Origin of the sequence: Streptomyces kaniharaensis, from assembly GCF_009569385.1 — a bacterium.
In the GTDB taxonomy this organism is placed as follows: Bacteria; Actinomycetota; Actinomycetes; order Streptomycetales; family Streptomycetaceae; genus Kitasatospora; species Kitasatospora kaniharaensis.
The window spans coordinates 223,543-249,182 of sequence record NZ_WBOF01000004.1 but is presented as its reverse complement, the minus strand read 5'-3'; the positions used below and the strand labels follow the sequence as shown (position 1 = coordinate 249,182).

Below are 25,640 nucleotides of genomic sequence, written 5' to 3'. Positions count from 1 at the left end.
TGGAGTACGACATGACCCTGTACGGCATCCCTCCCGCCGGCTTCCGGCGCTTCATGGTCCCCGAGGACGGCCGCGAGCACGGCCGGTCCATCGTCGACGCCGCCCACGGGTGGTGGCTGGAGAACCGTGGCGGTACGGGCGAGGTGGCCATCGCCGTCGGCACGCTGGCCGGGCTGGCCCTGTGCTCCCCGAGCCAGGCGGACGGGCCGGACTACGGCCCGCTGCTGATCCCCCTGGACGACGGGGAACTGGCCGACGCCCTGCGGGCCAGCTGGAACAGCCTGTGGGCGTCCGACCCGGTCCTCGCCGACGCCGCCGGACCGCTGCACGCATGGCTCGCCGATCCGAGCGAGACCGACATCCGCGGCCTGGCCGACTACGCGCGCATCCTCGTGCGGGCCGGACTGCTGGAGTACTGCAGCGACCTCGCCCGCTGCGAGTCGGAAGACCTGCTCGGCCTCCTGGTCCAGCGGATGCGCGGCCACGGCCAGAAGCAGGCCACCGGTGAGTTCTTCACCCCCTCGATCGCCGCCGACCCCGCCGGCGAGATCATGCTGACCGACCGTCCGGCGTCCGGCGCCGTCCTCCTCGAACCGTGCGCCGGCACCGGCTCCATGGTCCGGGCCGCCGCCGCGGCACTGCGCTTCCAGGGCCTCGATCCGGGCCGCTACCACTGGTGGCTGAACGACCTCGACACCATCAACTCGGCCTGCTGCGCGGTCAACTCACGGCTGTGGCGGCTGGGCAGCAACGTGACGGTGTCCTGCGGCGACGCCTTCGGCGACCCGCGCGACCTCGAAGAGCCCACGTACCGGCGCGCCGAGCGGGCGATCGCCGAGCACAAACACCGAACGCTGCTCTACCCCACCCGCACCCGGCCACCGCACTGGCATCTGTGAAGCACCCCGCGACGGAGCCGCAGCCCGCGCCGGCCGGACGGGCACATCGGCCCGGCCGGCCGCAGGGCGGCAGCCCTCGCCCTACCCGCACCCCACCTCAGGAGAGAGCCATGCCCAACCGACTCGCCGTGATCAAGACCCTCCGGCAGGACGTACTGGGGAACCACCGCTGGGACGAGCGCACCCGCAGCTACACCACCATGCCCACCGAGGACGTCTGGGTGGTCGAGGACGCCATGGCGGCCATCCTGGAGCGAGTGGCGCGCGCCGTCGACTGGCCGCGCCTGATCCTGGAGGCCACCCAGCGCCACGCGGTACTGCACCCGCAGACGCCCGCGACCTTCCGGGACTGGACGCCCGAGATCGGCCTGTGCCGGGAGTGCCTGGTCGAGGCACTGCTGAGCGACGAGACCGGGGCAACCAACTGGATCACGCACCCGACCACCCCGAGGGAACACGACCAGACGGACTGGCCGAGCATCGTCGCCACCCACCTTCCCCACCGCGCGGCGGCGTCGTGGCATCCGTACGAGGGCGCACCGGACACCCGGAGCGACCGGCGGCAAGCCGGCCCGGCGGAGCCCGACGGGGAGACCGCCGAGCCCCGCTGACGACCACGAAGGCAGACCAACACAACGGGAGTTGCTTAACACTCTGAGTCTGTGTAATGTATGCGCCGTGGGGAGGGTGCACCGCCCGATCCCGCTCCTGTAGCTCAGCGGAAGAGCGGCCGTAAAACGGAACGGCGTCATGACGAGACGGTTGCGGATGCACCGGGACCGGGCCCTGGCCAGCCAAAAGCCCCAGGGTTGGGGAACCTCAACGAGGGGCTGACACCCCCGAACCCCCGGCAGGGAAGCGCGTTTTCCAAGCTCGTCTGCTCGGCGCGGGTTCGACTCCCGCCAGGAGCACGACCACCCGGCCGTGCGGCGCAGCGCGCCGCGGCCACAACAACGACGGAGATGGAGAACAGCCATGCGTGCAGAGGTCAGCTTCGACCTGGGCATCAACGACGGCGAGGTCGACTACGAGGCGGGCTTCACCTGGGAGACCGGCAGCCTGCCGCTGCCCCGCAAGGGCGACCGGGTCGCCTTGGGCGAACTGATGACGATCGTCCAGTCGGTGACGTTCTCGTGCCTGGACACCGGATACATCGCCACCCGGGAGCACGACATCGACGACGTGGAGGTGCACCTGGTGCTCCGGCTCGGCAAGAAGGAGCGCAAGGCCCGATACCGGCCGGCGGAGTTCTACACGATCCTCTCGCAGCTGCCCAGCGTCTCGGGGCTGCACGTGACCGGCGCCGACCAGTAGCCAGCCCGTTCCGGCGCCGCCCGCGCGGCGCCGGAACGGACCCGATCCCAAGGAACTGCCCGGATGACCACGCACCGCCCCTCCGACGCCGCCCTGACCGGCCTCATGCTCGACCCCCACGCACGCCACGTCCCTTCCTGGTTGTACGTCCAGGATTCCGGGCCCGGACTGGTCACCTTCGTCGGCTCCAGCCGCATCCCCGGCACCGGCGACGCCCACCCTCTGCGGTACGGCAGCCGGCGCAGCCACCAGCTGGTCGTCGGCGAGATCATCGTCCGCCCCCACTACGCCGTCGGCACCGACGCCGTCCGCGGCCACGGGCTCGGAGGGCTTGTCACCCACGGCCACGACTTCCGCGCCTTCCTGGAGCGCGGCGAGGTCCTCCTGGACCCGTACGGCCGCTTCCCCGGCGTCCCCACCACCTGAACCGCCGTCCGCGCCGACCGCGCGACGCCCACCCTGAGGAATCCGATGACCGCCACCGCCCTGACCGCACTCCCCGGCGATGCCGACTCCACCGCCGTCGACGCAGCGCTCGCCGAGCTCGCCGCCGTCGCCGCGCAGCCCTTCGACCAGTGGGACCGCGTGCGCAGCGAGCGCGTCCAGGAAATCACCGGCTGGCTCCAGTGCGCGGCGATGTGCCACAGCCACGGCCTGGACGGGGCCCCGGGCCCGGCCGGAGGGTCGTCCCGCGACGTGGTCCACGGCTTGATCACGGCGCACGCCTCGCTGCTGGCCCGCCAGCGGGCCGAGATCACCCCCTTCGTCGGGCCGGACGGGGCGCTGCTGGGCAACGACTACGACGACCACGACGAGGCCGCCGACCGGCACGTCGAGGAACGCGTCCAGATGCTCGGCACGGTCATGGCCGTCCTCGCCGGTGAGTTCGGCCGCCCCGCCGTCAGCGCTCCGGAGCCCGACCCGCAGGCCGGGATGGACGCTGTCCTGGACGCGATGACGGACCCCGACCTGGAGGGCGGCGACATCGTCGAGGCCATCAAGGAGCGCCTCCACGCCCTCGGGTTCGATCTCAGCATCGCCGAGGACGACGACGCCTGAACCACCGCACTGTCCGCCGTCGCCAGAGCGGCCCCGGCATCCGCGCCGGGCCGCAGACCGTCGGCGCTCCCGCACCCCAGGAAAGCGATCCCGATGCCCGACCCCACCGACTTGTGGCAGGCCCACCGCGCTGCCGACAACCTGAGCAACACCCTCGCCTCGTCCTACGAGGAGGCCATGGCCACCGGGTTCCCGGGATCCGCCGACGGCCAACGGCTTACCCAGCAGCTCACCGAGCAGCTCGCCACGTTGCGAGAGCGGCTCGCCGATCTGGGCGTACCGACAGATCCGACCAGGTCGCCGCAGCCGTCCGCCGGTCTGCCGGCATCGGACGGCCGCCCGGCACCGGCCCACTACGCCGACGAGGCGCTCGCCCCGGTCGTCGCCGACGGCCGGCTGACGGGCCGGTTCCGCGACGGGTACACCGAGCAGGAGGTGAACACCGCCTTCGCCGTCCTGGGCGCGGCCACCGGGCTGCGCCTGGTGTGCGTCTGGGAGTACCGCGACAGATTCGGCTGCGGCGGGAACTCCCAGTGGTTCGCCGAGGATTCGTCCGGCGGGCTCTGGGACCTGGCCGGGGATCTGGACGCCTGGCTCACCGGCGAGCGGTCCCATCCCGGTCCGGCCGGTTCCTGGGTCGGCCGGACGGTCGCCCACCGCGTCCAGGCGCTCGCCTGGACCGACGGGGAGCACAACTACACCCAGCTGTCCCGGCTGTAGCAGCACCCCCGCGCGGCCGAGGCCGCGCTCGGCCGGTCGACCCGGTCGCGGCGGCCTCGGCCGTGCCGTCGAGCACACCCCAGACCGTTCAGTTCACCGCTTCGCCGATACCGGCAGAAGACCTCGCCCCTGGAGGCCCGCATGACCACCTCGCGCCAGCACGCCGACCGCGGCGAGTCCGGCACGCCGCCGCGTCCGGATCAGGAAGTGCAGGGCGCCGCAGCGCTGGCCCGCCTGGCCGGGGAGCTGGGGCTGGCGGAGACGGACGTCGGCGAGCTCGTGTACGAGATGGTGCACCGCGGCTCGTCGGACGCCTACAACAACGGGGCCCATCCCGAGCTGGGTGACCTCGACGCCTTCGACGCCGTGCACGACGACGCCGACGAGCAGGCGAGCGCGATCAACAACCGCGGCCTGGAAGCCCAGGTCGCCGCACTGGTCGGAGCCTTCGGGGAGCAGCAGGTCGAGCGGATGCTGCGGGACGAAGCCCCTGGCCACACCCATCCGGGTTCAGTTTCTTAACTCTACGATTTCACGCATTGTCTTAACTGTCGGGCCGCGGTCCGACCGCCCCGGAAGCGGGGCCGTTCCCGCCGCCCGGCCCCGGGCCGGCCGAAAGCACAGAGGCACACGATGAACGTCCCCTCCCCCGGCGCCCGACCGGCGCCCGACACGATCAGCGATCCCGGCGGCCCGGCGGCCATGGACAACGAGGGCGGCGCGGCGGTGGCCCCGCCGTGCCCCCTCGCGGAGGCGAAGCGGCTGCACGAGCGCGCCGCCGCGAGGCGCGCCGCCCTGTTGGCCCTGGCCGACGCGCACTCCGACGAGATCACCGCCGCGTATGAGGCCATCGACCAGGCCCGGCGGTGGCGGCTGCCCGAGTCGGTGCAGGACGAGGGCTGGGAGTACCGCGGCGGGTTGGAGGAGGAGAGCACCGACATCTGGGCCCGGGCGCACATGGCGTACTGGGTCCTTGAAGCGGCCCGGGTGACGGTGGCGAAGGTGAGCTCGACCCTCGGCCTGCCGGTGGACGACGTCGACCTCCTCGACGACGCGGAACGCGATGCCTACATCGCGTCGCTGAGTGACCAGGAGCGCGAAGAACTCGCCGGGCCGTGGCCGGTGGAATGGCTCTACGCGCCGAAGCCGGGCGCGCCCATCCGGGTCGTCAATCTCTTTGCCGGGCCCGGCGGTTGGTGCGAGGGCATCGTCCACGTGCTCGGCGAGCCCGTCGACATGGTCGGGGTGGACCTTTCCGAAGCCGCGTGCGCCACGGCGCAGGCCGCCGGGTTCCGGCGGATCTGCGCCTCGGTCACGGACCTGGACCCGGCGAACCCGGCGCTGCGCTACGTGGTCGCGGTGATCCTGTCCCCTCCGTGCCAGACGCTTTCGCCCGGCGGGAAGCTGGCCGGGCTCGCGGAGGAGGCTCTGTGGCTGGTCGAGGAAGTGATCAGCCAGGCCGGGGCCGCGGCCGGGTTCGTCATGGTCGACGACGCCGGGGACGGCATGGAGGGCTACGCCCCGCCCACCGGAGCCACTTGGGACGAAGTCCGTGCCCCGCTGGCGGCGCTGAAGGACGCGCGCACGGGTCTCATGGCCGAAGCCGTGATCTGGCCGCTGGCGCTGCAGGCCAAGTACAACAACATCCGCTGGGTGGCCATGGAGCAGTCCTCGAACCTCTTGAAGTCGAAGGCCGCCGAGTACGTGGTCGAGGCGATCGCCTCGGAGTTCTACGGGGCCGGCTGGGAGTACGCGAAGTTCAGCCTGGTCGAGGCCGCCGACTACGGGGCCGCCTCGAAGAAGAACCGCGCGTTCATGGTGTGCATGCGCTACACCCGGCCGTTCACCAGCTACCGGCCCAGCAAGCCGGTGCCGAGGACCACCTGGGCCGCGTGCATGGGCTGGGAGAAGGGGCACAAGGTCAACACCCGCGGCGTACGCGGGATCAATCCGCTGACCGGTCGGCCCAAGGGCGGCGGGACTTTCACCGCCGACGAGCCGGGCACGACGGTGACCGGCACCGCGTACGGGTGGAAGCGCGAGGCCGACGGCCTCACCCACACCCACGCCGACCTGGGCCGAGCCGTCGGCTTCCGCGCCGACTTCCCCTGGACCCATGTCGGCCGCGGTGAAGGCATCCGCAACAAGACCCAGCTCATCGCCGACACCGTCAGTCCCATGGTCGCCGCCGCCTGGATCGGCCACATCCTCGGCCGCGCCTGGGAGGCCCGGACCCGCGCCTACGTGCGCAGCCTTTACGCCGCCCTCCACCGGTCCGGCAGCCGCACCCTTCTCCGGGCCGCCGACGAGCACGACGGCACCCGGCCGGCCGTCCTGGGCAGGGTGGTGCCTGCGAAGAAGCGCGCCATCAAGGCCCGCACCGAGCGGGCCGCGGTCCGGACGGCCCAGACCGCAGCCGCCCGTACCGCCCCCGGCACAACGGCGCCGTCCCGCAAGCGCCGTCCCGTCCGCCGCTGACCACGTCCAGGACCGGCCAGGGCACCGGCGTTACAACCCCGTGTGCAGGTCGAACATCCGGGGCAGCCACCCGCCGAGCGATCGGCCGGCGTCACCCAGCGCGCGGCCGTCCCCCCGGGGGGGCACCGACCGGCCAGTCCGTCGACCCGGGGTCAGGACACCGTCACGGGCAGCGTCTTCGCGTCCGCGTGCGGAATCGCCGCATGCGGGAGGCCGAGGCGCGCCTGTTGCTCCTTGGCCACGGCAGTGCGCAAGTGCCACAACGAGACAACGGGCAGAAGGCCGCGGAGCCGCGCCACGGCCCCGAGCGCTTCGGTGGCCTCGGCCAGATACTTGGCGGCGCCGCGCAGCTGCTCGTCCGTCTGGCGGTCACGCAGCCGGACGGCCACCTCGTCCAGGAACTCGGCGAGTTCGCCGACCCCCGGATCGTCCGGCACCTCGCAGCCCCACCACTGAGCGGCCTCACCGAGTGCGGCTACCGCGCCTTCTCTGCTGAGCGGCACTCCGGGGCCTTCCACGTCACCGTTCTTCACGACCACATCCTGCACTGCGCCAGTTCCTCGCCGGGGAGGTTCAGGGGAATTCACACGATCACGCCGACGGCCAGGCCGACCAGGGCCGGACGGACGGCGTCGGTGCCGACGAGCGGAGGGCTCACCGGCGGATCGGCAGAAGTCGCCCACCTCGACGGGCTGGGGCAACGGTCCGGCCCGGTGAGGTCGAGCCGGTGAAGGTCAGAGCCGGGCCAGCGCCAGTGCGTGGGCACCCGCGCTGTCGGCCCGCTTCACAGCCTCGGCCAAGGCCGGGGAACGGGTACCGGCCGGCGGGCGGGTACGGGCCTCCAGCTCGGCCATGTTGATCTTGTTGGCCTCGTCGATCCGCTGACTGTACACCTCGATGGCAACGGCGAAGGTCTCCCCGGATGCCGCACTCCCGTCCTTCGCCATCGTCCGGGCCATCGCCCAGATCCCCTGGATGAAGGCGTCGCGGTCCACCGTCCCCACCGGTGAAACCAGCCACGTTGAGGCCAGCACCAGGTTCATCGCCCGCTGCGCCCGTACGACGGCGGCCCAGGCGTCGTCGCTCAGGTCGGTGCCGCGCAGCAAGTACCGGCCCCGGGCCTCGGCGAGTTCCCGAGCGACGGTCGTCCGCCCTCCGGGGGTGTGTACCTGGTGCCACTCCCGCAGCACGTTGATGACTAGCGCCACGCCGACCACCGCGATCATGACGGTCAGAAGGGTGCCGGACGACATGATGTCGCCGCCGAGGTTCCGCTGCATCTCGCGCTGCACCCACACCAGGAGCGGGACCACGACGGCCGCGCCTGCGACGACGATCGCTTGCTTCCTGGCCCCACGGGCCAACTCGGCGAGGTCCACAGCGGCCCACCGGGGCAGCGGGGCATCCGGGTTCCGCAGCACTTCGGGGTGCTGACGGGCGAGGCGGTGAACGGTGGCAGCGACCGACGCGGGAAGGCCCGGGTCCACCACCGCAGCCACGCGCTCACGGGAACGCCTCGGGATGCTCATGGACCTGCTCGCTCTCTGCTCCGGACCACGGTCGGCCTGCGACCACTATGCACGCGGGCACCGACACCGTCCGAGGGCCCCTCGACCCGCTGCGCACGTCCGGGCGCTGTCTGCCCCGGCTCCGGCCCGGCAACGGGCGCGCGGAGGCCGCGGCCGGGATGACCGGGCTACGGGCCCTTCGTCGCGGGGGTGCACAGCCCGGCCTGCCGGACACCGGCGGTGTCGAACTCGTCCGCCAGGACCCGGATCACGGCGAGGGCCATCGCCGGCAGCACCGCGTCCTTGCAGTCCAGCCACACCTTCGGGACGGAGGTGTCCACCGCGGCGTAGTTCGGGCTGTAGAAGTCGACGCCGGAGGCCAGGGCCGCGTCCATGTCGCCGTCCGTCAGCTCCCGGCCGTCGTGTGTGATCCGCATCAGCCGAGGCACCGCAGCCTCCAGCGCGGTGACCACCGCAGGGCGGTCCTCGTCGGACGACCTGACCGTGACCGACCACACCTGCTGCTCGGGCACACCGTGCTGCGCGATGATCCGCAGAGTCCCCGGGTGAACCGTGATCCCGCCCGGCACGCTCATCGCGGCGACGGCGCGGCTCATCCAGTCCGCTGCCCGCCCGTCGAACATCTCCGCGTACGCCTCGGCGATCTTCCCCAGGACGCCGGGTGTGCCGGCACGGGCGGCCTGCTCGAACAGTTCGGCGGCGCCGTCGTGGTCCCCGTCGGCCAGGGCCGTACGGGCCAGCTGGAGGATCGGGTCCAGGTCCTCGGGCGGTGCAGCGGAGTCGGTCATGAACGAGTGGTACCACGCTCGACCGACACCGCGGGCCCGGCCGGGGGCGCCGGCTCGGCACGGTCCAGCCAGGCGATCCAGGCCCCGTCCGCGGCTCTGCCGAGATGAAGGTCGGGGGTGTGGTCCTTCTCGTGCGCGCAGATGCGTCCGTAGGCGCCGTGCCGGGCGGGACAGAGCCGGGCCATCCGTTCGGGGGTGAGGGCGGACAGGTCGTCCGGCAGCGTGCGGCCGACGGCGGTCGCCCGCGCTTCGGCTCCCCGCCGACGTTCGACGTCCTCGCGGCGTTCGTCCAGCACCCGGGCCCAGCGCAGCGCGGTGTCCTCGTCGCCCGGGGTGTAGAGGCACTGCGGTTCGCCGAACTCGAGGAGCGTGTCGAGCACGGTCATGCCCAGCGACTCCAGCAGGCGGCGCGAGGCGGTGTTGCGCTCCTGGGTGACCGCGATGAGCGGGCCTCCGTCGGGCACCGCCGCGCTCCACCACTCGACGGCGGCGCCCACGGCCTCGCGCCCGAGGCCCTGGCCCCAGGCCGATGGCAGCAGCCGGTAGGAGACCTCGGCCCTGTCCGCGCACCGGCTGTCCGCGGTGATGCTGACCAGGCCGATCGCCTCGCCCCCGGCGGCGGGAGCGACCGCCCACACGCCGGGGGTGGTCGGGTACTTGCGTTGCCGGGTCGCCACCCGCTCCTCGCTGGCCGGGCCGCCCAGGAAGGCGCGGACCCGGGCGTCGGTCAGCAAGGCCCGCACGACCGGCGCGTCCTGGGCCGTGACCGGGCGCAGGACGACGCGGTCGGCACGAACGACGGCCGGCCAGAGGCGGGCGAGGGCGGATTCAACGGACTCCATCGGTCCAGGATGGCAGCGCCAGGTGGTCACGGGTGACGAGATCGCGGCACATCCGGGTACCGGCGTATCGGGGGCGGGGCCGGTCGGGCAGCACGGCGTTCTGCTTCGTCTGGCGGTGAGCGGCTGCCCGGTTCGGCGGCTGCCGTTCGTCCCGGCCCGGGTGTCGTGCCGGGCCGGGGCGGGTGGTCACGTCCGGGCGCCGGGCTGTGCCGGGAGGACGTCGAGCGCGTGGTCGATCAACGAGGCCAGGTCGGTGCCGTACCGGGTGTCGCCGTGGATGAAGGTGGTGGTGAAGGCGGTCCGGTCGCGCCGCGGGAGGTCGGCGGCGCGGTAGGGGGCTAGCTGGTCGGCGCGCAGGAGTTGGGCGACCGCGATGTAGCCGCGGTCGGCGACCAGGGTGAACAGGACGGGGCCGTCCATGTCGCTGCCGGCGTTGTGCGCGTCCCACCAGTACTCGTCCGGGGTGAGGCTGTGGCCGCGCTGGTGCCGGGCCACGATCGTCACCTTGATTCCGGCGTCCGGGTGGCCGACGACGACGTGGGAGGACCGTCCGTCCCAGGTGGCGCCCAGGGCTTGGGCGGCGGCGCGGCGGACGATGTCGGCGACGGCGTCGGGCGTGGGCTGCTCGGCGCCGGTGAGCAGGGTGCGCAGGCTGCCGGGGCGGGTGTGGACCGGTCGGCGGGCGACGACCAGGACGTCGTTGCGGATGCGCTGGTCGTCGGCCTCGGTGATGCCGGGGTGCCAGCGGCGGTGGGCGCGGACGTCGGGCAGGAGCTCGCGCGCACCCTGGTTGTCGGTGGGGTTGAGGTAGAGGAGGGTGACCAGGACGAGTTCGGCGGAGTTGAAGCGGCCCAGGCGCCACAGGGTCAGGGCCAGGCCGCGGACGGCGCGCAGGAAGGGCCGGTTGTCCATCTGGGACCAGGGCAGCCGGCCGTGGAAGATCATCGGGAGGGACGCCTCGCCGACGGCGACGGCGGCCTCGTACCAGGCCAGCGCTTCCTTCAGGTGGCGGCGGCGGTCGGCGGCGGTGGGGCCGACGTAGGAGATGAGATCGCCGAACTCGCCGTCGTGGCGTTGCAGGGCCAGGCTGCCGAGGTGGGCGTAGGCGTCGACGTCGCGGGGCTCGGCGGCCACGATGCGGTGCAGCTCGTCCTCGTAGCCTTCCACGTCCGCGGTGGCCCGCAGGGTGTCCAGCGCGGCGTCGAGGGGCACTTCGGCGCGGCCGGGGTAGGGGTCCGGCATCCGGTAGCGGGGCAGGACGCCGTCCTCAGCGAGCCGGTCCAGCCACCAACGAGCGGCGATCTCGGCGTCCTTCTGCGGGCCCGGGGCGATCCCGAGGTCCTCCGTGTCCGGCGCTGCCGGATCTTCGCCGTCGTCGGAGGCGTCGGCGCTGTCCGGCTCCGCGTCCTCGAGACCGTCCTCCTCCTCGTCGTCGTCTTCATCGTCCTCGTCGTAGGCGTCGAGGACTTCGCCGGGGTGGAAGTCGCCGTCCTCGGTCGCTTCGCGGGCGCCGGCGAGGTGTGCCCTCTCCAGGGCGGCCAGGGCCCGCTTGGCCCTGGTGCCGGGCAGCGTCTGCGTCAGCGGCTGATAGACGTCCGGCCAGAGGTGGCCGGCGGCGAGGGGGCTCCACATCATGTAGTCCTGCTGCATCAGGATCCGCAGGGCCAGGTCGAGGCCGTAGTGGTCGAGGCGGCTGGGGAGCCGGCCGGCCTCGCTGGCGCTGGCGACCTCCTGAAGTGCCTTCTGGTAGCCGATCTGCGTCTCGGCATCCAGGAGGCGGGCGAGCCGGGTCGGCTGGGTGCGCTGGACGCGCCGCTGCTTGTCGGCGGAGGGCCGCGTGGTGGTGGACATGGGGGCTCCTTGAACCGGGCTTCGCGTGACGCACCGCCCCACCTCAGTGCGACGCCAAGCCAACAGGTCAGGACGCCGTCTTCATGTCGATCATGCTCATCGTGCCGGTTCGAGCGTTTGCTCAGTTCACCCGGGACGGTCAACGGTGGGGATGACCGGCGGGCCCGCGCACCGTGGGCGCAGCCAGGGCACCATCCTGACGAATCCCCATCGGGCGGCGCAAGGTTATCCCCCGAATGAGCGAACAGCCGCCTGTTTCCGCACAAACCAGGCTGGAAGATGCACCGTCACCGAGGCCTCGTCCGGGCGCGGAGGCACGCCGCAAGGACCGCCCTCAGCCAGCCAGCCGCTCCCCGCCGCCGCGCTGCGCGTGTTCGGCCCTGGCGGCCTCCAGCAGGCGCCGCCACGACACCACCGTCGGTCGGCGCTTGAGCAGGGCGCGCCGCTCCCGCTCGGTCATTCCGCCCCAGATGCCGAACTCGACGCGCCGGTCGAGCGCGTCCGCCAGGCACTCGGTGCGGATGGGGCACCCGACGCACACGCTCTTGGCCCTGTTCTGCGCGGCGCCGTCGACGAACAGCTCATCCGGGTCCACGCCCCGGCAGGCAGCCCGCCCCCAGTCGATGTCCGTCTCCCCCACGGCCGCGCCCCCTCTTCGTCTTCCCGCTCCTGCCGGTTCCCCTCGGCGACCGACCAGCGTAGGCGATGCACCGCCCGCGGAACCTACGGAGAAGGAGCGCGAGGCCGCTACTGTCGCTCTGCCGATGTCACGCTTTCGAGTGATTCCGCAGCGGCCGCCCCGCGCCGTAGATTCGGGGTGTTGTCGCCCGTCCGAAGGAGACAGCTGTGCCCGATCCGTCCGAGAACACCTCTGCCGCTCAAGGGCGTTCGCAGGCGGCGAGGTGGCGGCGCTGGGCGCTCGTCTTCGGACTGCCCAGCGCCGCCGTCGCCTTGATCGCGGCGTGGGTGATCCGCCCGCACGGCACCGCGTCCACCGTGCTGGTCGTCCTGATCGCGCTCGCGGCCCTCGCGGTGTTCGTCACCACGATGCCGCGGCGGCAGCCGGCCGCGGCTGAGCACGCCGACGCCGGGTCCAGCACCAGATGACCGTGCGGGTGCCGGGTCTCACGGCCTGAGCCCCGGCCCGCGCGGGCCGCGACCAGGCGCACGCCGCATCGGCCTCCTCGCTCTGCCGCGACGGCTGGGGCCGGCGCGCGCCGGTGCGCCGCGCGCGGTCGGCGAACCGGACACAGCCCGCGCGGATCCGGCCGGTTCGACCGGAGCTTCGGACCGTGGCGGTGGGGATCCCGTAGCTTCCACGCCATGGCGAGGACATTGCGGCTGGCCGTCGCGCAGAGCACCGTTCCGGAGGACCCCACAGACCGCGGCGCGCTGCGGGCGGCGGGGCAGGAGATCCGGGCCCTGATGGCCGAGGCCGCCGGGGCGGGTGCGCGGCTGGTGCAGTTCCCCGAGGGGGCGATCACCTATCCGAGCAAGCACGTCATGGCGGCCGGCCCGGACGGGAAGCTGGTCCCGGCCGACTGGAGCCGGGCCGCCTGGGACGTCATGCGCGAGGAGGCCGAGTCGATCGCCGCGCTGGCGGGGGAGTTGCGGTTGTGGACGGCGTTCGGGTCGCTCCACCCCCTCACGCCGCCGAACCGGCCCCACAACAGCCTCTTCGTCGTCTCCGACCGCGGCGAGCTGGTCGCGCGGTACGACAAGCGGTTCCTGTCGAACACCGAGGTCTCCTACCTGTACACCCCGGGGCGCGAGCCTGTGGTCTTCGAGGTGGACGGCATCCGGATCGGCTGCGCGCTGTGCGTCGAGGCGAACTTCCCGCCGCTCTTCGCCGAGTACGAACGCCTGGACGTCGACTGCGTCCTGCTCTCCGTGATGGTCGACGATGCCCCGAGGGCGCGCGTCGCCCAGGCCTACGGGACGCTGTACAGCTACTGGTTGGGTTATGCCGTGCCGGCGCAGTTCAGCGCCACGGTGCCGTCCGGGATCGTGGCGCCCGGCGGCCGGTGGCTGGCGCGGTGCCCCGCCGATGGGCAGCCCGCTCTGGCGATCGCTGACATCGACCTCGACTCGGCCGACCCGGACATCGACGTGGCGCTTCGGTACGCCCGGCCCTGGCGCCGCCTGGCGCAGGACGGGCTGTACAAGGACCGGCTGGTGACCGGGGATCCGCGCAGCGACATCCGCACGGCCTTCTGAGACCGCCCCGCACGCCTGACCTACCAGAGCTTCCCGGCGGAGTGCCGGATCGCGGTGCTCTGCCCCGGGGGGCGGCCTACCGTACGCCGGCGGCCGCAGGGCGGATCTCCGCGAGGATGTCCCGTGCCCCCTGGTCGAGGAGCTCCTGTGCGACCGCCGCGCCGAGCTTCTCCGGATCGTCGGCACGGCTGGTGGAGGCGGCGGTGAGCCGGACGGCTCCATCCAGGGACACGACCTGCCCGGTGAGGAGCAGCCGGCCTTCCGGCTCCTGTGTCACGTAGGCGCCCACCGGGACGCTGCACCCGCCGTGGAGTTCGGCGAGCATGCTCCGCTCGGCCCGCACCGCCGCGTGGACCGTATGGTCGCCCGCCCGTTCCAGCAGCGTCCGCAACTCCTGCTGGTCGCTGCGGATCTGGATGCCCAGAGCGCCCTGGCCGGGCGAGGCGGGGAACCGGTCCAGTGGCAGCACCTCGGTGATGTGGTCCTCCAGGCCCAGCCGTCGCAGGCCCGCGACCGCGAGGACCACGGCGTGCACCCGGTTCCTGCCCTTCAGCGCCGCCAGCCGGCCGGGGACGTTGCCCCGGATCGGTACCAGCTCCAGGTCCGGTCGCGCCGCCCGCAGCAGCGCGGCCCGGCGGGGGGCTCCGGTGCCGACCCGGGCCCCGTGCGGCAGCTGGGCCAGCGTCGAGCCGCACAGGGCGTCTTCCACCGCCTCCCGTCCTGGCGGGGCCAGTAGCACGAGGCCGTCCGGCATGCTGGTCGGCAGGTCCTTCAGGGAGTGGACCGCGACGTCGATCTCACCGGCGGCCAGGGCCGCCTCCAGGCGGCTGGAGAATGCACTTCCCGCGCTGCGCCCGGCGACGTCGGCCAGCAGCGAAACGCGGTCGCGGTCGCCCGCCTCCGTGATGACCCGGCGCTTGAACTCGACGCCGGGGCAGAGCGGGGCGAGCAGCTCCAGGTACTGGCGGACCTGGGTACGGGCGAGGTCGCTGCCCCGCGAACCGACAAGGATGGGCACATCGGCTCCCGGAATCTGACGAGATGTGAGCTCCACGGTACCCGGCCGGAGCGGTGGTGCTTTCCGACAGCGCGTCGGGGACAACGCGCTTCGGTGCGGCGGGTGTTGGCGCTTCGGGCTGGCCGGGGAACAGGTGCTCGATGGCCGGCTGGCGTGGGCCTTGGGTAGGGTCCGTGGCGCGGTTTCGGGTGAAGCGAGCGACGTTGGGAGCAGGGATGCCAGACGACGAGGAGTCCTTGAGCGCCTGGTACGCGCGCCGGGAGGCGAGGCGCCGTCCGATCGGCGAGCGCCGCGTCGTCAGTCTGCAAGCGGGTCCGAGCCGGGGCTCGCACGTCGATCCGCAGGCTCCGCGGATCGTCCAGGAGTGGGACGGGTACACCTGGCAGCCCGTCTCCGTGGCCGACGACTACCCCGCTGCTTGCCGCGCCGTCTCCGCGCTCGACGCGGCCGTCGCGGTGCCGGTGCCCGGGTTCAACCCGCTGGGGCCGGGGACCGGGCGGCACCGCAAGATCCCTACCTGAGCCGACGGCGGCCCCGGCCCCCGAGCGAGGCGAAGCCGTGGTCACCTTCCGGTCCACGGCGTGCTGCCCGGGCCGGCGGCCGCTGGCTGGCCGGGCAGCTCCGGATGACCGGCGGGCCTACGCGGTGCCTCGGTCCGGGGGCTGGGAGCCGAGGAGCTTGTCGATGATCCGGTGCTCGGCGAGGAGCCGTTCGACCTGCTGGAGCAGCAGGGTGTCGCCCAGCTCGGTCAGGTGTACCCCGTCGCTCCACAGGCCGGCCGGGTCGTCGCCGTCGGCGGGTGTGAGGTGCCGGGCGGCGGAGGTGAAGGGGGCCCACACGTCCAGGAACAGCGCGCCGTGCGCGGCGGCGGCCGTGCGGGCGGCCTCGTTGTAGCGGGCGAGTTCGGCGTTCATGGCGGCCACGGTGCCGGGGTTCTCGAGGGGACCGAACGGCGTCTCGGACATGACGATAGTCGTGCGGGTGTAGGCGCCGAGGCTGTCGAGCATCGCTTCGAGGTGCTGGGTGTACTCGTCGAGGTCGACCGCCTCCGACAGCCTGCCCTGGAAGCGCCGCCACACGTCGTTGATGCCACAGCTGAGGATGACGAGGTCGTAGTCGGTGCCGGTGGTGGCCCGGTCGTGTTCGACGATGCCGGCGATGTCGCGGCTCGTGGCGCCGCCCTGCCCGTAGTTGCGGATGTCGAAGCCGAGGTGCGGCCAGGCGGCTCGCAGGGACAGGGCAAGGCGGTGGGCCCAGCCGCGCCGGTGCCAACCTTCGACGGTGACCGTGGAGCCGACCGCGGGCAGGTCGGCCTGGTTGGTCATCTGCGCGTTGAAGGCCTCCAGGTGCTCCGTGATCGAGGTGCCGAAGAGGCCGACGGTCAGGGTGTGGTGGCGCTGACCGGCACCGGTCGGCGGTGCCTGGTGTGGCCGCTGGTCGTTCATGATCGCCCACCCCCGAAGTCCAGATGATCACCAGGCTAGGACAGGTCGGCCCGGCGCACGCGGGCATTGCCCGAACGTGGAGGTGTCACCTCCCCGCGACGGTGCCCGCTGTCCGGGCGGTCGGCCGGTGCCGTCCTGGCGGCGGGCTCACCCGGTTCCGGCTCGGAGGTGGTGCAGAGCGGTCGCCGCCGCCTCTGCCGCCGGGTGGCCCGCGTCTGCGGCCCGGGTGGCCTGGGCGAGGGCGGTGGTCGCCGTGTCGCTGCGGCCGTGCAGGTGGGCGGCGATGCCGAGGTTGAACTGGTCACCGGATTCCGGCAGGTGCTGCGCGACCTCGTTCCACTCCCGGGCGCCGAGCGGACGGGGCTTGTGTCCGTGGTTTCCGTCGTCGGCGCCTGCCGCGTACGCGAGTACCCGCCAGTCCGGTGACGTGCCGCCGGCGGCGCGGTAGAGCAGTCCGGTCGAGGTGCCGTCGGGGAGGGCGGCGGCCCAGTGGAGTGCCCGCTCGAACAGGGGCCGGGAGTTGTCGTGGTCTGTCCGCGAGCACCAGAGGCGGTACAGCTCGTCCTCGGTGAGGGGGCGGTGGATGCCGCAGCGCCGTACGTCGATGGCCGCCTGTACGAGGAGATGCCCTTCGGGGGCGCTGCGGGCAGCCCGGCGGTAGTGCCTGACCAGGTTCTCGCCGCCGACAAGGGACTCGGCGAGGCCCTTGCTGACGGGGTAGCCCTTCTCCCGGAGGTAGTTGCGCTCGCGGGCGGTCAGGGTGAAGGGCACCTGGATGCGGTGCGCGTACTCCAGCAGCACCGTCCGCGCGGGGGCGGTGGCGGGCGAGGGGTCCGCAAGGAGGCGGTCGTGCCAGACGGTGTCCACGCTGGCCAGCACCACGGCGTGCGGGAGCGTCTTGTCCAGCACTCCGCTTCCCAGCAGCACGAGATCGGCCGGGGTGAGGCCGTCGAGCCACAGGACGTACCGGCCGCCGCCGCCGAACCGGCTGGTGAAGTCGGGCTGCGCGGCGACCTGGGCGAGGCCGAGGGCGGTGAACTGCGCGAGCCGGGCCTGCGGGAGGCTGCGCTGCAGGCCCTCGTACATGGCCCGCGAGATGCCGGACAGCGGCGGGCCCTCCAGGAGGATCATGGGGTTCATCGGCTCGGAAGCCGACGCCAGGAGGCGCGAGACCTCGTCGGTCGGGTCTCCCGGACCCTCCGGGTGGGGGTGGGGTCGCTGGGGCACGGTGAGTCCTTACGTCCGGTGCGGCACGGTGACCGCGGTGGTGGCCTTCGGCGAGGGGCTGGTCTTCGGCGTTACGGCGCGGTCCCGGCCCGCTGCGGCCGGTTGGGCGCCTGGATCTGTCAGGATCCGCCGGCTGTGCGGAGGTTCAGAGGTCGGGCCCAGGCTCCGTGGGCGGCGAAGGCGCGCAGCACGGGCTCGATCACGGTGACCGCTTCGCGGGTGATGCCGTCGGGGGTGAGGGTGGCGCGGTGGCAGATCGGGCGGCCGGCTTCGGTGCCGTAGTCGGCGTACTTGCCGTCGTCGTAGCGGCCGATGGCGGCCTCGACGTCGATGAGTCCGAACGCCTCGAGCTGGCGGTGGGTCTCATACGCGTCGCGGCCGAGCCCAAAGTGGCCGGCCCGCTCGGCGCCGGTGACGTACGGCTCGTCGTGGACGGGGTTCTGGTTGACGTCGAGCCACATGAGGTAGGCGACGATCTCGCTGGGGGTCAGCAGGTTGACCCAGCCGCGGGTGAAGAACTCGATCGGCACGTTGACGCCGGGCAGCGCGGGGCGCGGGACCTTGTACGGGATGGGGGCGGCGGCGGTGCTGTCGCCGCTCTCGGACAGCAGCCGGAAGTCGCGGAAGGGCCGGGAGGTCCCGGCGTTGGGGAGTTCGAGCAGCTGGTGCTCGTGCAGCTTCTTGATGGCCTCGGTGATCTGCCGGGCCTTGTTGACACGAGGGCTGGCGATCCGCCGGCCGCCGGGGGTGTGCCGGGCGTGCGCGCCGATCAGGGCCATCCAGGAGAAGGGCTGGGTGCTGTCGGGCTCGATGGGGATGTGGTTGGCCCACTGGTGTCCGGGGGCGGCCTGGCAGTGGGCGGCGAACAGCAGGACCAGGTGGAAGCGGCCGGCGATGCCGCGCGGGGCGATCAGGCGGGCCGCGGGGGGCTGGTCGGCGCGGGGCAGGCCGTTGCGCTCCCGGTCGACGAAGCGCGGGGTGTCGTGCCTCAGGTAGGTGCGGCGGAGCCGGACGGCGGCGGGGGTGCGGCCGCGGGCGGCCAGCTCTTCGCCGGAGGCGGCGACGGCGGCCAGGGCTCCGCTGGTGCGCAGCGTGGTGAGCGCGTCGAGGCGGGCCTGGACCTTGGCGGTAGCAGCTGCGGAGCGGTTCACCAACGAGTTCTCACCTTTTGATCGCCACGTTTTGATCCGTATGTTGTGCTCATCGTCATCCATCTATCTAGTCATGGTGTCGACACATGAGGATCAATCCGTGGTGCCAGTGTAGCGGGAGGGGCCTCCCGGCGGAGTCTCATGGTGTGTACGAGCTCCGCTTCCGCACCCGCGGGCCCCGTCTCGCGGGGGCCGGTGTCCTTGGCGGCGGCTCGTGCGGCAGAGGCGGTCCGGGCCCGGAAAACGTCTTAGCCCCGGCGACATGATCACGAGGATCAGCGGTCCACCGGGGCTTCTCACCCATGACTATACCCGAATCCGAAGAAGGAGGAACAACGTGACGCACGCTTCCCCGGCGCCCGGCACCGGCCCGTGGGTGGAGACCTGGCTGAGCCCGGCCCGCTTCGGGGTGTACCTGAACGAGGCCGGCGGCGACCGCACCCGGGCGCTGGAGCTCTACCGGTGGAACAGCGAGCTGTCGTGCGCGGTCCTGCACGACCTCGGCCACCTGGAGGTCGCGCTGCGCAACGCCTACGCCGCGGCGCTGGACGCGACCTGGTCGGGGGCGGGCCACTGGCTCGACGATCCGGCCAGTCCGCTGCGGGCCCCGCTGATGCGCACCAAGCGGGGCGGCCCCCGCGGCCCGCGCCAGGTCGACATCAACGACAAGCCCCGCAAGGCGATCGACGCGGCCCGCAGCCGGTACGGGATGCAGGCCCCGCCGGGGAAGATCATCGCCGACCTGTCGCTGGGGCTGTGGCGGTACCTGTCGTCCTCCGCGCACGAGAAGACCCTGTGGGTGCCGCACCTGCACCACGCCTTCCCGCCGGGGACCAACCGCGGTCAGGTCGACCGGAAGATCGGCGATCTCCACGGGCTGCGCAACCGGGCCGCGCACTGGGAGCCGCTGCTGACCGCGCCGCTCACCCGCCGGATGGGCGACCTGGCGTGGGTCGCCGGGCTGCTGGGCCCCGAGCTGGCGTCGTTCATCCAGCACCACAGCGAGGTGTCGGCGCTGCTGGCCAAGCGCCCGTGACGACGGTGCCGACCGCCCTTGGTCCGGGCGGGCCCGCCGGAGCTGTTTTCGTAGGCTCGCCCGGACGCCGGCACAGGGCCGGCGCAGTGCGGACCGCCCTGCGGGGCCGGCCGGGAGGAGGGCGTCATGCGCGGCACCACGGTGGCGGGCCGGTACCGGGTGGTCGACCTCCTCGGCGCCGGCGGGATGGGCGAGGTCTGGCGGGCCGTGGACGAGCGGCTCGGCCGCCCGGTGGCGCTCAAGGTCCTCCTGCATCCCGAGGACGAGGAGCTGCTCCGGCGCCTGGAGGGCGAGGCCCGGGCCGCGGCCGCCCTGTGCGATCCGCACGTCGTGGCCGTCCACGACGTCGGCGAGGCCCCGGTGGCCGGGCGCCGGGTCGTCTACCTGGTGATGGAACTGGTCGACGGGCAGCCGCTCAGCCGGCTCCTGGCCGACCGCGTGCCGGCGGTCGGCGACGTCGTGGCCTGGGGGGAGCAGATCTGCCGCGGCCTGCAGGCCGCCCACGCCGCCGGCCTGGTGCACCGCGACATCAAGCCCGCGAACATCCTGGTCACCGCCGACGGGCGGGTGAAGGTCTGCGACTTCGGGATCGCGCGCCGGAGCGACGCGGTCGGCCATCCCCTCACCGGGACCGGCGCGGTGATCGGCACCCCGTCGTACATGTCGCCGGAGCAGGCCCGCGCCGATGCGGTGATCGACGCCCGCAGCGACCTGTACTCGCTGGGGTGCCTGCTGTACGAGCTGCTGACCGGCGCGCCGCCGTTCCCCGGCGGCGGGTGGCAGGTGCTGGCCCAGCACCTGCACCAGGCCCCGGCCCCCGTGCGCTCGCACCGGCCCGAGGTGCCCGCCGAGCTCGAGCACCTGGTGGCGGAGCTGCTGCACAAGGATCCGCAGCAGCGGCCCGCGGACGCGGCGGAGGTCGCCCGGCGCCTTCGGGCAACCGTCGTACGCGCCGCCACCGCACCGGCCGCCGTTCCGGTCAAGACCGTCGTGGTGCCCGTGGACCGGCTGCCCACGGTGCGCGCGGCCCAAGCCCGTCCGCCCGTCGTCAAGGCGGCGTCCACGGACTCCGGCCGCGCGGCCGCCGCGCCCAGGAGGTCGGCACCGTGGCGGGCCGGAGCCCTGACCGGTGTCCTGGTCGGCGGCCAGCTGGCCATGTTCACCGCCCTCCCCGGCCCGGTGAGCACCGTGCTGGGACTGGTGGCCGGCGGCTGCGTCGCGGCCGGCTCGCACCTGGAGGAGCGCCACGACGCCGTCCACGGCCAGCAAGGCGAGCAGGGCAGCGTCGTCGGGGTCTTCGCCGCGATGCTGATCGCCACGGTCACGATGGTGGTGCTGCTGGGGTGGAGCACGCTGACCTGGTGGGTGGCGGTACTGGTCGCAACGGTGACCGGGCCGGTGCTCGTAGCGGGCGCGGCCGGCGTCCGGGCCCTGGTCGAGCAGCTGCTGCGCCGAGGCGGACCGGAGGCCGAACTCGCCTCCACCGCCGGGCTGCTCAGCGGCGCCGTCGGCTGCGCGCTGACCGCCTCCGCGATCCACGGGCCGGTCGCGGGCGCCGTCGCGGCCGGGGCCGGTGCCTGGGTGGTGAGCAGCCTGGCCGTCGGGGCTCTGCTGCCCTCGCCGCGCCCGCGCCCGCGGCACCTGTGACCTGGCGCAGGTCGGGGCGCTGGCCGCGTTCGGTCCTGGCGATGTGCCCCGCCGTCAGGACCTCATCCTCACCAGCCCGGCGCTGGCCCCGGTGGTGACCGGCTACCAGGTCCACCGGCAGCCGGTCGACGACGAGACGTCCGACCACTGCGCAGTCAGCGTCGACCTCGACCTGACGGTGCTGGCCTGACGCGCGCGAGGACGGCGGCCGCGGTGCGGCACCGAATGTCGGTGCCGCACCGCGGCCTCGGCCCATGGCCGGTCGGCTGGTCTTCGTGCGCCGGGTTGCCGGCACGGCGCACAGGCGGCGGTCACCAGTTCAGGCGCCTTTACTCGCTGCCCCGTCGGTCTTGAAGTCCGCGAACAGCCAGAGCGTCTGGTCGGGGTCCATCTCGACTCCCCCAGTGGCCAGGTCCACGGTGACGCCGGGCCCGGTGATCACGGGCAGGGCGCCTTGGGTCAGCGCTTCGGCCCGCCACCGGACCCCTTCGTCCCCTGCCAGGAGGGGAATCGTCACGGAGGAGAAGAGCTCGCCGTCGGCTGTACGTACGTCGGTCTGCCCCGTCCGGGGGTCGCACGTCACGGTCCAGCCCTGTCCTGCTGCGAGTGCTGCGTCCAGGTCGGCGTCCAGGATCACGAAGCCTGTCAGCTGGAGCAGTTCGAGCGATCCCATGTGGGCTCCGTCGCGGCCCATGACCTCCAGCGGCGGGCTCTGTACCGCCAGGCCGACGAGCGGCGTGGTCCCGTCCAGGGAGAACGTCATCGCGGACGCCTTGGCGGGCATCGGCGGGGCCTCTTCGACCCGGCCGTGGAAGTAGCCGTCCCGCATCGCATCGGTGCTCATGCCGGCCAGCTTCTCAGCGTTCGGGTGGCCTTGAGGCCGCTATCGGGCAGAACACCGCGATCGAGGTCGGACACAGTGCGGCGACCACGCTCCTGCTCCGGTTCCCCGACAACTCACGAAGATTTCTCGGCCGACCTCTGCCTGACGAACACCCATATCTGCGCGCGATACCACAGATGAGCCCGCAGGCGTGAGCGGAAACGGCAGACGCCGCGAACGTCTTCTTTGCCACGCTGATGTGCAGTCAACAACACCTTCTGGAGCCACAGTTGAGCCATGCCCGGATTCCCCTCATGCCCGCGGGCGGCCGCGCCGCCACGCCCACCGGCGTGCACCGGGGCCCCACGCCGCCGGCGTACCCGCCTCGTCCGTCCCGCCGGCACCTCGGGCAGGTCATGGCGGTGGCCGGCTGATGCTGCTCGACGCCTTGCTGGCTCACCTGATCGGGGACTTCGTCCTGCAGTCGGATTGGATGGCGGTGGAGAAGACCAGGCGCTGGTGGCCGGCGGTCGCGCACGGTGCCACCTACGGCCTGCCGTTCCTGCTCCTCACCCAGTCGCCGATGGCGCTCGCGGTGATCGTGGTGACGCATGTCGTCCTCGATCGCTACCGGGCGGCGAAGTACCTCGTGTGGGCCCGGAACCTGATCGCTCCCGCCGGCCGCCGGGTGGCGTGGGCGGATGTACAGAGGAACCACGGCTCATCCGTCACCACCCCGGCCGGTCTGGCGAACGCCCTGGTGATCGTGGCCGACAACACCGTGCACCTGGTCATCAACGGGTGTGCGCTGGCCTGGTGGGGGTGATGCCCGGTCCGGTGCCGGTCGCTGCGCGCGGCCTGCCGGTCGCGGTGGTGCTTGCCGGTCAGGCCGCGCGCAGGCCGGGGTGCGGTGCAGGCGGCGTCTCCCGGCGGCGTGCCGCCCAGGTGCGGACCCGGGCGGCGTCGCCGGGGCGCACTCCGGCGGCGACGGGGTCGAGGGGCAGCAGCGCGGCGTGCAGGGCGCGGATGCGCTGGTCGACGGAGATGCTGATGCGGGCGTAGTTGCCGTCGCGGATGGCGGCGACGGTATGCGGGTTGACGCACAGCCCTTGGGCAAGACGGCGGGCCGGCCAGCCTCGTTCGGCGAGCTCGGTGAGCAGGACGGAGGCGGGGGCCGCGTCGACCTGGCCGCGGCCGGCCAGCGGAGTTGGGCGCCCGCTCGGGGGGAGGGGCACGCCCAGCACTGCGTCGGCGGTGACCTGGGAGACCTGAGGAGGGTGGAGTGGCGGCGGCTTGAGGAGGCGGCGGATCAAGGTCACGGAGACGCCGGAGACGCCGGCGATGTCCTGCGCGGACATGCCGTGCTCGCGCAGGACGGCGGCGTGCTGGGCAGCGGGGCCGGCGTCCACTCGGCCGCGGCGGCCGGCCGCGCGTTCTTGGTCGCGCTCACGGCGCGCCTTGCGTGCGGCGGCCAGGCAGCCGGGTCGGGTGCAGCCGTAGTCGGCGCAGGACGGCTGCCCGTGTCGGACCCTGCTGCGCGGCGGACGGCGGGCGGACGGCCGAGCCGAGCCGCCGGTGTCGGCGGAAGCGCGCGTGCTGGCCGGAGCAGTTGGAGCGGCGGAGGCCGGAGGTTGCCGCCGCTGCCGGGGGCTGGGGGCTGGGACGGGAGGAACGAGCAGCGCCACGGCACCTGGGGCCAGGGCTGTCGCCCTGTTCTGGTACTCGCCCGCGCCGTCGTCCACGCCCACCATTGTGAAGGCCCGCGGGCTGCGGCCCGTGACACCTCGGCCGCTTGCCGCCCGGGCGGAGGTCCCGCCCGTCCCGCCGGGCAACGGCAGTGGCCCCGGCGCGGGGGGATGCGCCGGGGCCACTGGAAAGTAGCGGGGACAGGATTTGAACCTGCGACCTCTGGGTTATGAGCCCAGCGAGCTACCGAGCTGCTCCACCCCGCGTCGGTGTGTCATCACTCTACGGCATCGCGCCTGGCGCTCCGCACTGCTTTTCCAGCGGTGGGCGGCCCCTCACCTTCAAGCGAGTTTCTTAACTCTGTGAGTTCATGTATTGTTTAAACCTCTCTCCCGATTGGGCCCGCCAGCCCTCACCCACCCCAATGAGGCGTGACCATGGCCGTCATGATGACCCGTCGGGGCAAGCGCCGGGACTACTGCTGCCCCGGACACAACCCCAAGGAACTGCACCACGGGACCGAACGCGCACGCGAGAAGCGCGAATGGCTCCGCGAAGCCGCCCAGGACCTCGCCGACGGCGAACACCGCCTCGGCCCCTGAGCCTCACCCCGATCCGGGCCCAGGCCGCTTCCGGCCACGGCCCCGACCCCTCCCGGAGATCACCTGTGCCTCCCCCGGCCGAGCCCGAAGAGATTACGCTCCCCCTCCCCCGCGGCGGTGTCCTGTCCGTGTCGGCCACCGCCTCCCCGCAGACCGGAACCGCGCGCTACGCCGTCCACACCCGCCACCTTCGCGGAGTCCTCCTGGTCCGCCCGCACACCGTCGCCGACGAACTCCTTCCCGCCGGCGTACGGGTCAGCTTCGGCGACGGCGAACCACCGGTGCGCCCGTACCGGCCGCGCCCGGACGAGCCGGTCGTCCACCGCGTGCGCGTGCACGGAACCGCGACCTGCCTCGCCCCCGACCGCCTCCCGGACCCCCGCGCCGTCCTCGCGGAGGCCGTCGTCCTCGGCGAGCACCACGCGACCAGGCGGGTACCCGACCGCGCGGCAGACCTCCTGGAGGAAGCCGTCGTGGCCGTCCTCCAGCACTGGCAGGCCCGTGACGACCGCAGCGACCTGGTGCTGACCGCCGCACGCCGCGCAGCCCCCACCGCCGTCCGCGCGGCCCGCACCGCCCTGGCCGCAGCCGAAGCCGACCTCCACGCCGTCCGAGAACAGTTGCGCCTGAGCCAGGACCGCCTGTTGCGCCTGGACGAGCTGGCCGCCGCTCCCCCGCCGCCACCCGATCCGCCGGCCGGCGTCACGCGGCTCGTCTACACCGACGAGCACGGCCAGGCGCTCGGCGCGGCGCTGGTGCGGGAGACCGCGGTCGACCAGCCGCCCGGCACCGTCACCTACCGGGTCGACGGGCCTCGGCTGGCCGGCAGCGTCGTCGTCGGCCCGTACCTGTACAGCACCGACCCCGTCCCCACCGGCGTCAGCGTGCAGTACGGCACCGGCGCCGACGACGACCGCGGCGACGAGCCGGTTGTCAACGGCATCCGGCTGCGCGGGGGCTGGAGCCACTCCAGCACGACGCCCATCACCCCGTCCTTCCCACCCACGCTCCCCCGTGCCTCCCGGGCCGACCCCACCACCGCCCTGCCCGTCCCGGTGGCCACCAACCACCTCTGGTGGGCCGTGGTCCGCGCCCTGGCCGTCTGCTACACCCGGCGGCCCGACATCGCTCTCCTGCGCCGTGCCGCCGCGTACGCCCGGGCCGCGGACCGCAGCCACGCCGAGTGGCAGGCCCTCGCCAGGCTCCGGGCCGAGCAGGACAAGCTGACGAACAGCGCGGCGGCGCTGCAAAAGCGCCTGGACGAGGCCACCGCCCTGATGAGCTGACCCGTCCGCGGCTCAGGCCGCC

The 25,640-nt window shown here is 73.2% G+C and carries 29 protein-coding genes and 1 tRNA gene; 17 read left to right on the top strand and 13 right to left on the bottom strand.

Annotation, left to right across the window (positions count from 1 at the left end; all coding sequences use genetic code 11):
- Positions 1-11: 11 nt before the first annotated feature.
- From F7Q99_RS36015 to F7Q99_RS35980, 8 genes are all read left to right on the top strand, one after another.
- Positions 12-899 (top strand): hypothetical protein, encoded by an 888-nt coding sequence (locus F7Q99_RS36015; protein ID WP_153470293.1) that lies wholly within the window; start codon positions 12-14, stop codon positions 897-899.
- A 110-nt stretch (positions 900-1,009) separates the two neighbouring features.
- Entirely contained in the window at positions 1,010-1,510 is a 501-nt protein-coding gene (locus tag F7Q99_RS36010; RefSeq protein WP_153470291.1) for a hypothetical protein, read from the top strand.
- Positions 1,511-1,874: 364 nt separating this feature from the next.
- The gene (locus F7Q99_RS36005; protein WP_153470289.1) at positions 1,875-2,213 is read left to right on the top strand and encodes a hypothetical protein; all 339 of its coding nucleotides are present in this window, start codon (positions 1,875-1,877) and stop codon (positions 2,211-2,213) included.
- Between the two features lie 63 nt (positions 2,214-2,276).
- Positions 2,277-2,639, top strand: coding sequence for a hypothetical protein (locus tag F7Q99_RS36000; RefSeq protein ID WP_153470287.1), 363 nt, complete (start codon positions 2,277-2,279; stop codon positions 2,637-2,639).
- A gap of 45 nt (positions 2,640-2,684) precedes the next feature.
- Complete coding sequence (locus tag F7Q99_RS35995; protein WP_153470279.1) at positions 2,685-3,272, top strand: hypothetical protein; 588 nt, start codon at positions 2,685-2,687, stop codon at positions 3,270-3,272.
- A 93-nt stretch (positions 3,273-3,365) separates the two neighbouring features.
- Positions 3,366-3,992 carry a hypothetical protein gene (locus tag F7Q99_RS35990; protein ID WP_153470276.1) on the top strand — a complete coding sequence of 209 codons (627 nt, stop codon included), beginning with the start codon at positions 3,366-3,368 and terminating at the stop codon, positions 3,990-3,992.
- A 141-nt stretch (positions 3,993-4,133) separates the two neighbouring features.
- Positions 4,134-4,514 (top strand): hypothetical protein, encoded by a 381-nt coding sequence (locus tag F7Q99_RS35985; protein WP_153470273.1) that lies wholly within the window; start codon positions 4,134-4,136, stop codon positions 4,512-4,514.
- Between the two features lie 111 nt (positions 4,515-4,625).
- A complete protein-coding gene (locus tag F7Q99_RS35980; RefSeq protein WP_153470270.1) occupies positions 4,626-6,470 on the top strand; it encodes a DNA cytosine methyltransferase in 1,845 nt (614 codons plus the stop codon).
- Positions 6,471-6,622: 152 nt separating this feature from the next.
- On the opposite strand, the gene F7Q99_RS35975 is transcribed toward F7Q99_RS35980, so the two are convergent.
- The 6 genes from F7Q99_RS35975 to F7Q99_RS35950 form a co-directional block, all read right to left on the bottom strand.
- Positions 6,623-7,018, bottom strand: a complete 396-nt coding sequence (locus F7Q99_RS35975; RefSeq protein ID WP_153470267.1) for a hypothetical protein — start codon at positions 7,016-7,018, stop codon at positions 6,623-6,625.
- Between the two features lie 186 nt (positions 7,019-7,204).
- The gene (locus F7Q99_RS35970; protein ID WP_153470264.1) at positions 7,205-7,969 is read right to left on the bottom strand and encodes a hypothetical protein; all 765 of its coding nucleotides are present in this window, start codon (positions 7,967-7,969) and stop codon (positions 7,205-7,207) included.
- A gap of 197 nt (positions 7,970-8,166) precedes the next feature.
- A complete protein-coding gene (locus F7Q99_RS35965) occupies positions 8,167-8,787 on the bottom strand; it encodes a tetratricopeptide repeat protein (RefSeq protein ID WP_153470261.1) in 621 nt (206 codons plus the stop codon).
- Complete coding sequence (locus F7Q99_RS35960; protein WP_153470258.1) at positions 8,784-9,629, bottom strand: GNAT family N-acetyltransferase; 846 nt, start codon at positions 9,627-9,629, stop codon at positions 8,784-8,786. The genes F7Q99_RS35965 and F7Q99_RS35960 overlap by 4 nt, the downstream gene beginning before the upstream one ends.
- Before the next feature lie 186 nt (positions 9,630-9,815).
- Positions 9,816-11,480, bottom strand: a complete 1,665-nt coding sequence (locus tag F7Q99_RS35955) for a hypothetical protein (RefSeq protein WP_153470255.1) — start codon at positions 11,478-11,480, stop codon at positions 9,816-9,818.
- A gap of 334 nt (positions 11,481-11,814) precedes the next feature.
- The gene (locus tag F7Q99_RS35950; RefSeq protein WP_326847514.1) at positions 11,815-12,120 is read right to left on the bottom strand and encodes a WhiB family transcriptional regulator; all 306 of its coding nucleotides are present in this window, start codon (positions 12,118-12,120) and stop codon (positions 11,815-11,817) included.
- 206 nt (positions 12,121-12,326) lie between these two features.
- Between F7Q99_RS35950 and F7Q99_RS35945 the strand changes: the two genes are divergently transcribed.
- Positions 12,327-12,587, top strand: coding sequence for a hypothetical protein (locus F7Q99_RS35945; protein ID WP_153470249.1), 261 nt, complete (start codon positions 12,327-12,329; stop codon positions 12,585-12,587).
- Between the two features lie 216 nt (positions 12,588-12,803).
- Complete coding sequence (locus tag F7Q99_RS35940) at positions 12,804-13,697, top strand: carbon-nitrogen hydrolase family protein (RefSeq protein WP_153470246.1); 894 nt, start codon at positions 12,804-12,806, stop codon at positions 13,695-13,697.
- A 76-nt stretch (positions 13,698-13,773) separates the two neighbouring features.
- Here the strand turns inward: F7Q99_RS35940 and hemC are convergent, their stop codons facing one another.
- Positions 13,774-14,715, bottom strand: a complete 942-nt coding sequence (hemC, locus tag F7Q99_RS35935; RefSeq protein ID WP_326847513.1) for a hydroxymethylbilane synthase — start codon at positions 14,713-14,715, stop codon at positions 13,774-13,776.
- Positions 14,716-14,930: 215 nt separating this feature from the next.
- Here hemC and F7Q99_RS35930 point away from each other — a divergent pair, with 215 nt between their 5' ends.
- Complete coding sequence (locus F7Q99_RS35930; RefSeq protein ID WP_153470240.1) at positions 14,931-15,236, top strand: DUF6087 family protein; 306 nt, start codon at positions 14,931-14,933, stop codon at positions 15,234-15,236.
- Positions 15,237-15,353: 117 nt separating this feature from the next.
- On the opposite strand, the gene F7Q99_RS35925 is transcribed toward F7Q99_RS35930, so the two are convergent.
- From F7Q99_RS35925 to F7Q99_RS35915, 3 genes are all read right to left on the bottom strand, one after another.
- Entirely contained in the window at positions 15,354-16,160 is an 807-nt protein-coding gene (locus F7Q99_RS35925) for an SGNH/GDSL hydrolase family protein (RefSeq protein WP_153470237.1), read from the bottom strand.
- Positions 16,161-16,307: 147 nt separating this feature from the next.
- Positions 16,308-17,387, bottom strand: a complete 1,080-nt coding sequence (locus F7Q99_RS35920; protein ID WP_153470234.1) for a hypothetical protein — start codon at positions 17,385-17,387, stop codon at positions 16,308-16,310.
- Positions 17,388-17,506: 119 nt separating this feature from the next.
- On the bottom strand, positions 17,507-18,538 hold the full coding sequence (locus F7Q99_RS35915; protein WP_153470231.1) for a hypothetical protein: 1,032 nt from the start codon (positions 18,536-18,538) through the stop codon (positions 17,507-17,509).
- 337 nt (positions 18,539-18,875) lie between these two features.
- On the opposite strand from F7Q99_RS35915, the gene F7Q99_RS35910 reads away from it, so the two are divergent.
- From F7Q99_RS35910 to F7Q99_RS35900, 3 genes are all read left to right on the top strand, one after another.
- The gene (locus tag F7Q99_RS35910; RefSeq protein ID WP_326847512.1) at positions 18,876-19,574 is read left to right on the top strand and encodes a hypothetical protein; all 699 of its coding nucleotides are present in this window, start codon (positions 18,876-18,878) and stop codon (positions 19,572-19,574) included.
- Positions 19,575-19,700: 126 nt separating this feature from the next.
- Complete coding sequence (locus F7Q99_RS35905) at positions 19,701-21,221, top strand: serine/threonine-protein kinase (RefSeq protein ID WP_153470228.1); 1,521 nt, start codon at positions 19,701-19,703, stop codon at positions 21,219-21,221.
- Positions 21,222-21,264: 43 nt separating this feature from the next.
- Positions 21,265-21,411 (top strand): hypothetical protein, encoded by a 147-nt coding sequence (locus tag F7Q99_RS35900; protein ID WP_153470225.1) that lies wholly within the window; start codon positions 21,265-21,267, stop codon positions 21,409-21,411.
- 129 nt (positions 21,412-21,540) lie between these two features.
- Here F7Q99_RS35900 and F7Q99_RS35895 read toward each other — a convergent pair whose 3' ends face one another.
- Positions 21,541-22,065: a hypothetical protein gene (locus F7Q99_RS35895; RefSeq protein ID WP_153470223.1), complete on the bottom strand. Its 525-nt coding sequence runs from the start codon at positions 22,063-22,065 to the stop codon at positions 21,541-21,543.
- 412 nt (positions 22,066-22,477) lie between these two features.
- On the opposite strand from F7Q99_RS35895, the gene F7Q99_RS35890 reads away from it, so the two are divergent.
- Entirely contained in the window at positions 22,478-22,870 is a 393-nt protein-coding gene (locus F7Q99_RS35890) for a DUF3307 domain-containing protein (protein WP_153470220.1), read from the top strand.
- A gap of 58 nt (positions 22,871-22,928) precedes the next feature.
- Here the strand turns inward: F7Q99_RS35890 and F7Q99_RS35885 are convergent, their stop codons facing one another.
- Together F7Q99_RS35885 and F7Q99_RS35880 are read right to left on the bottom strand one after the other, a co-directional pair.
- The gene (locus F7Q99_RS35885) at positions 22,929-23,786 is read right to left on the bottom strand and encodes a hypothetical protein (RefSeq protein WP_153470217.1); all 858 of its coding nucleotides are present in this window, start codon (positions 23,784-23,786) and stop codon (positions 22,929-22,931) included.
- 136 nt (positions 23,787-23,922) lie between these two features.
- Positions 23,923-23,996 (bottom strand) — tRNA-Met (locus F7Q99_RS35880).
- Positions 23,997-24,176: 180 nt separating this feature from the next.
- On the opposite strand from F7Q99_RS35880, the gene F7Q99_RS35875 reads away from it, so the two are divergent.
- On the top strand, positions 24,177-24,332 hold the full coding sequence (locus tag F7Q99_RS35875) for a hypothetical protein (RefSeq protein ID WP_153470214.1): 156 nt from the start codon (positions 24,177-24,179) through the stop codon (positions 24,330-24,332).
- Positions 24,333-24,460: 128 nt separating this feature from the next.
- Positions 24,461-25,618, top strand: coding sequence for a hypothetical protein (locus F7Q99_RS35870; protein WP_153470211.1), 1,158 nt, complete (start codon positions 24,461-24,463; stop codon positions 25,616-25,618).
- Positions 25,619-25,640 lie beyond the last annotated feature (22 nt).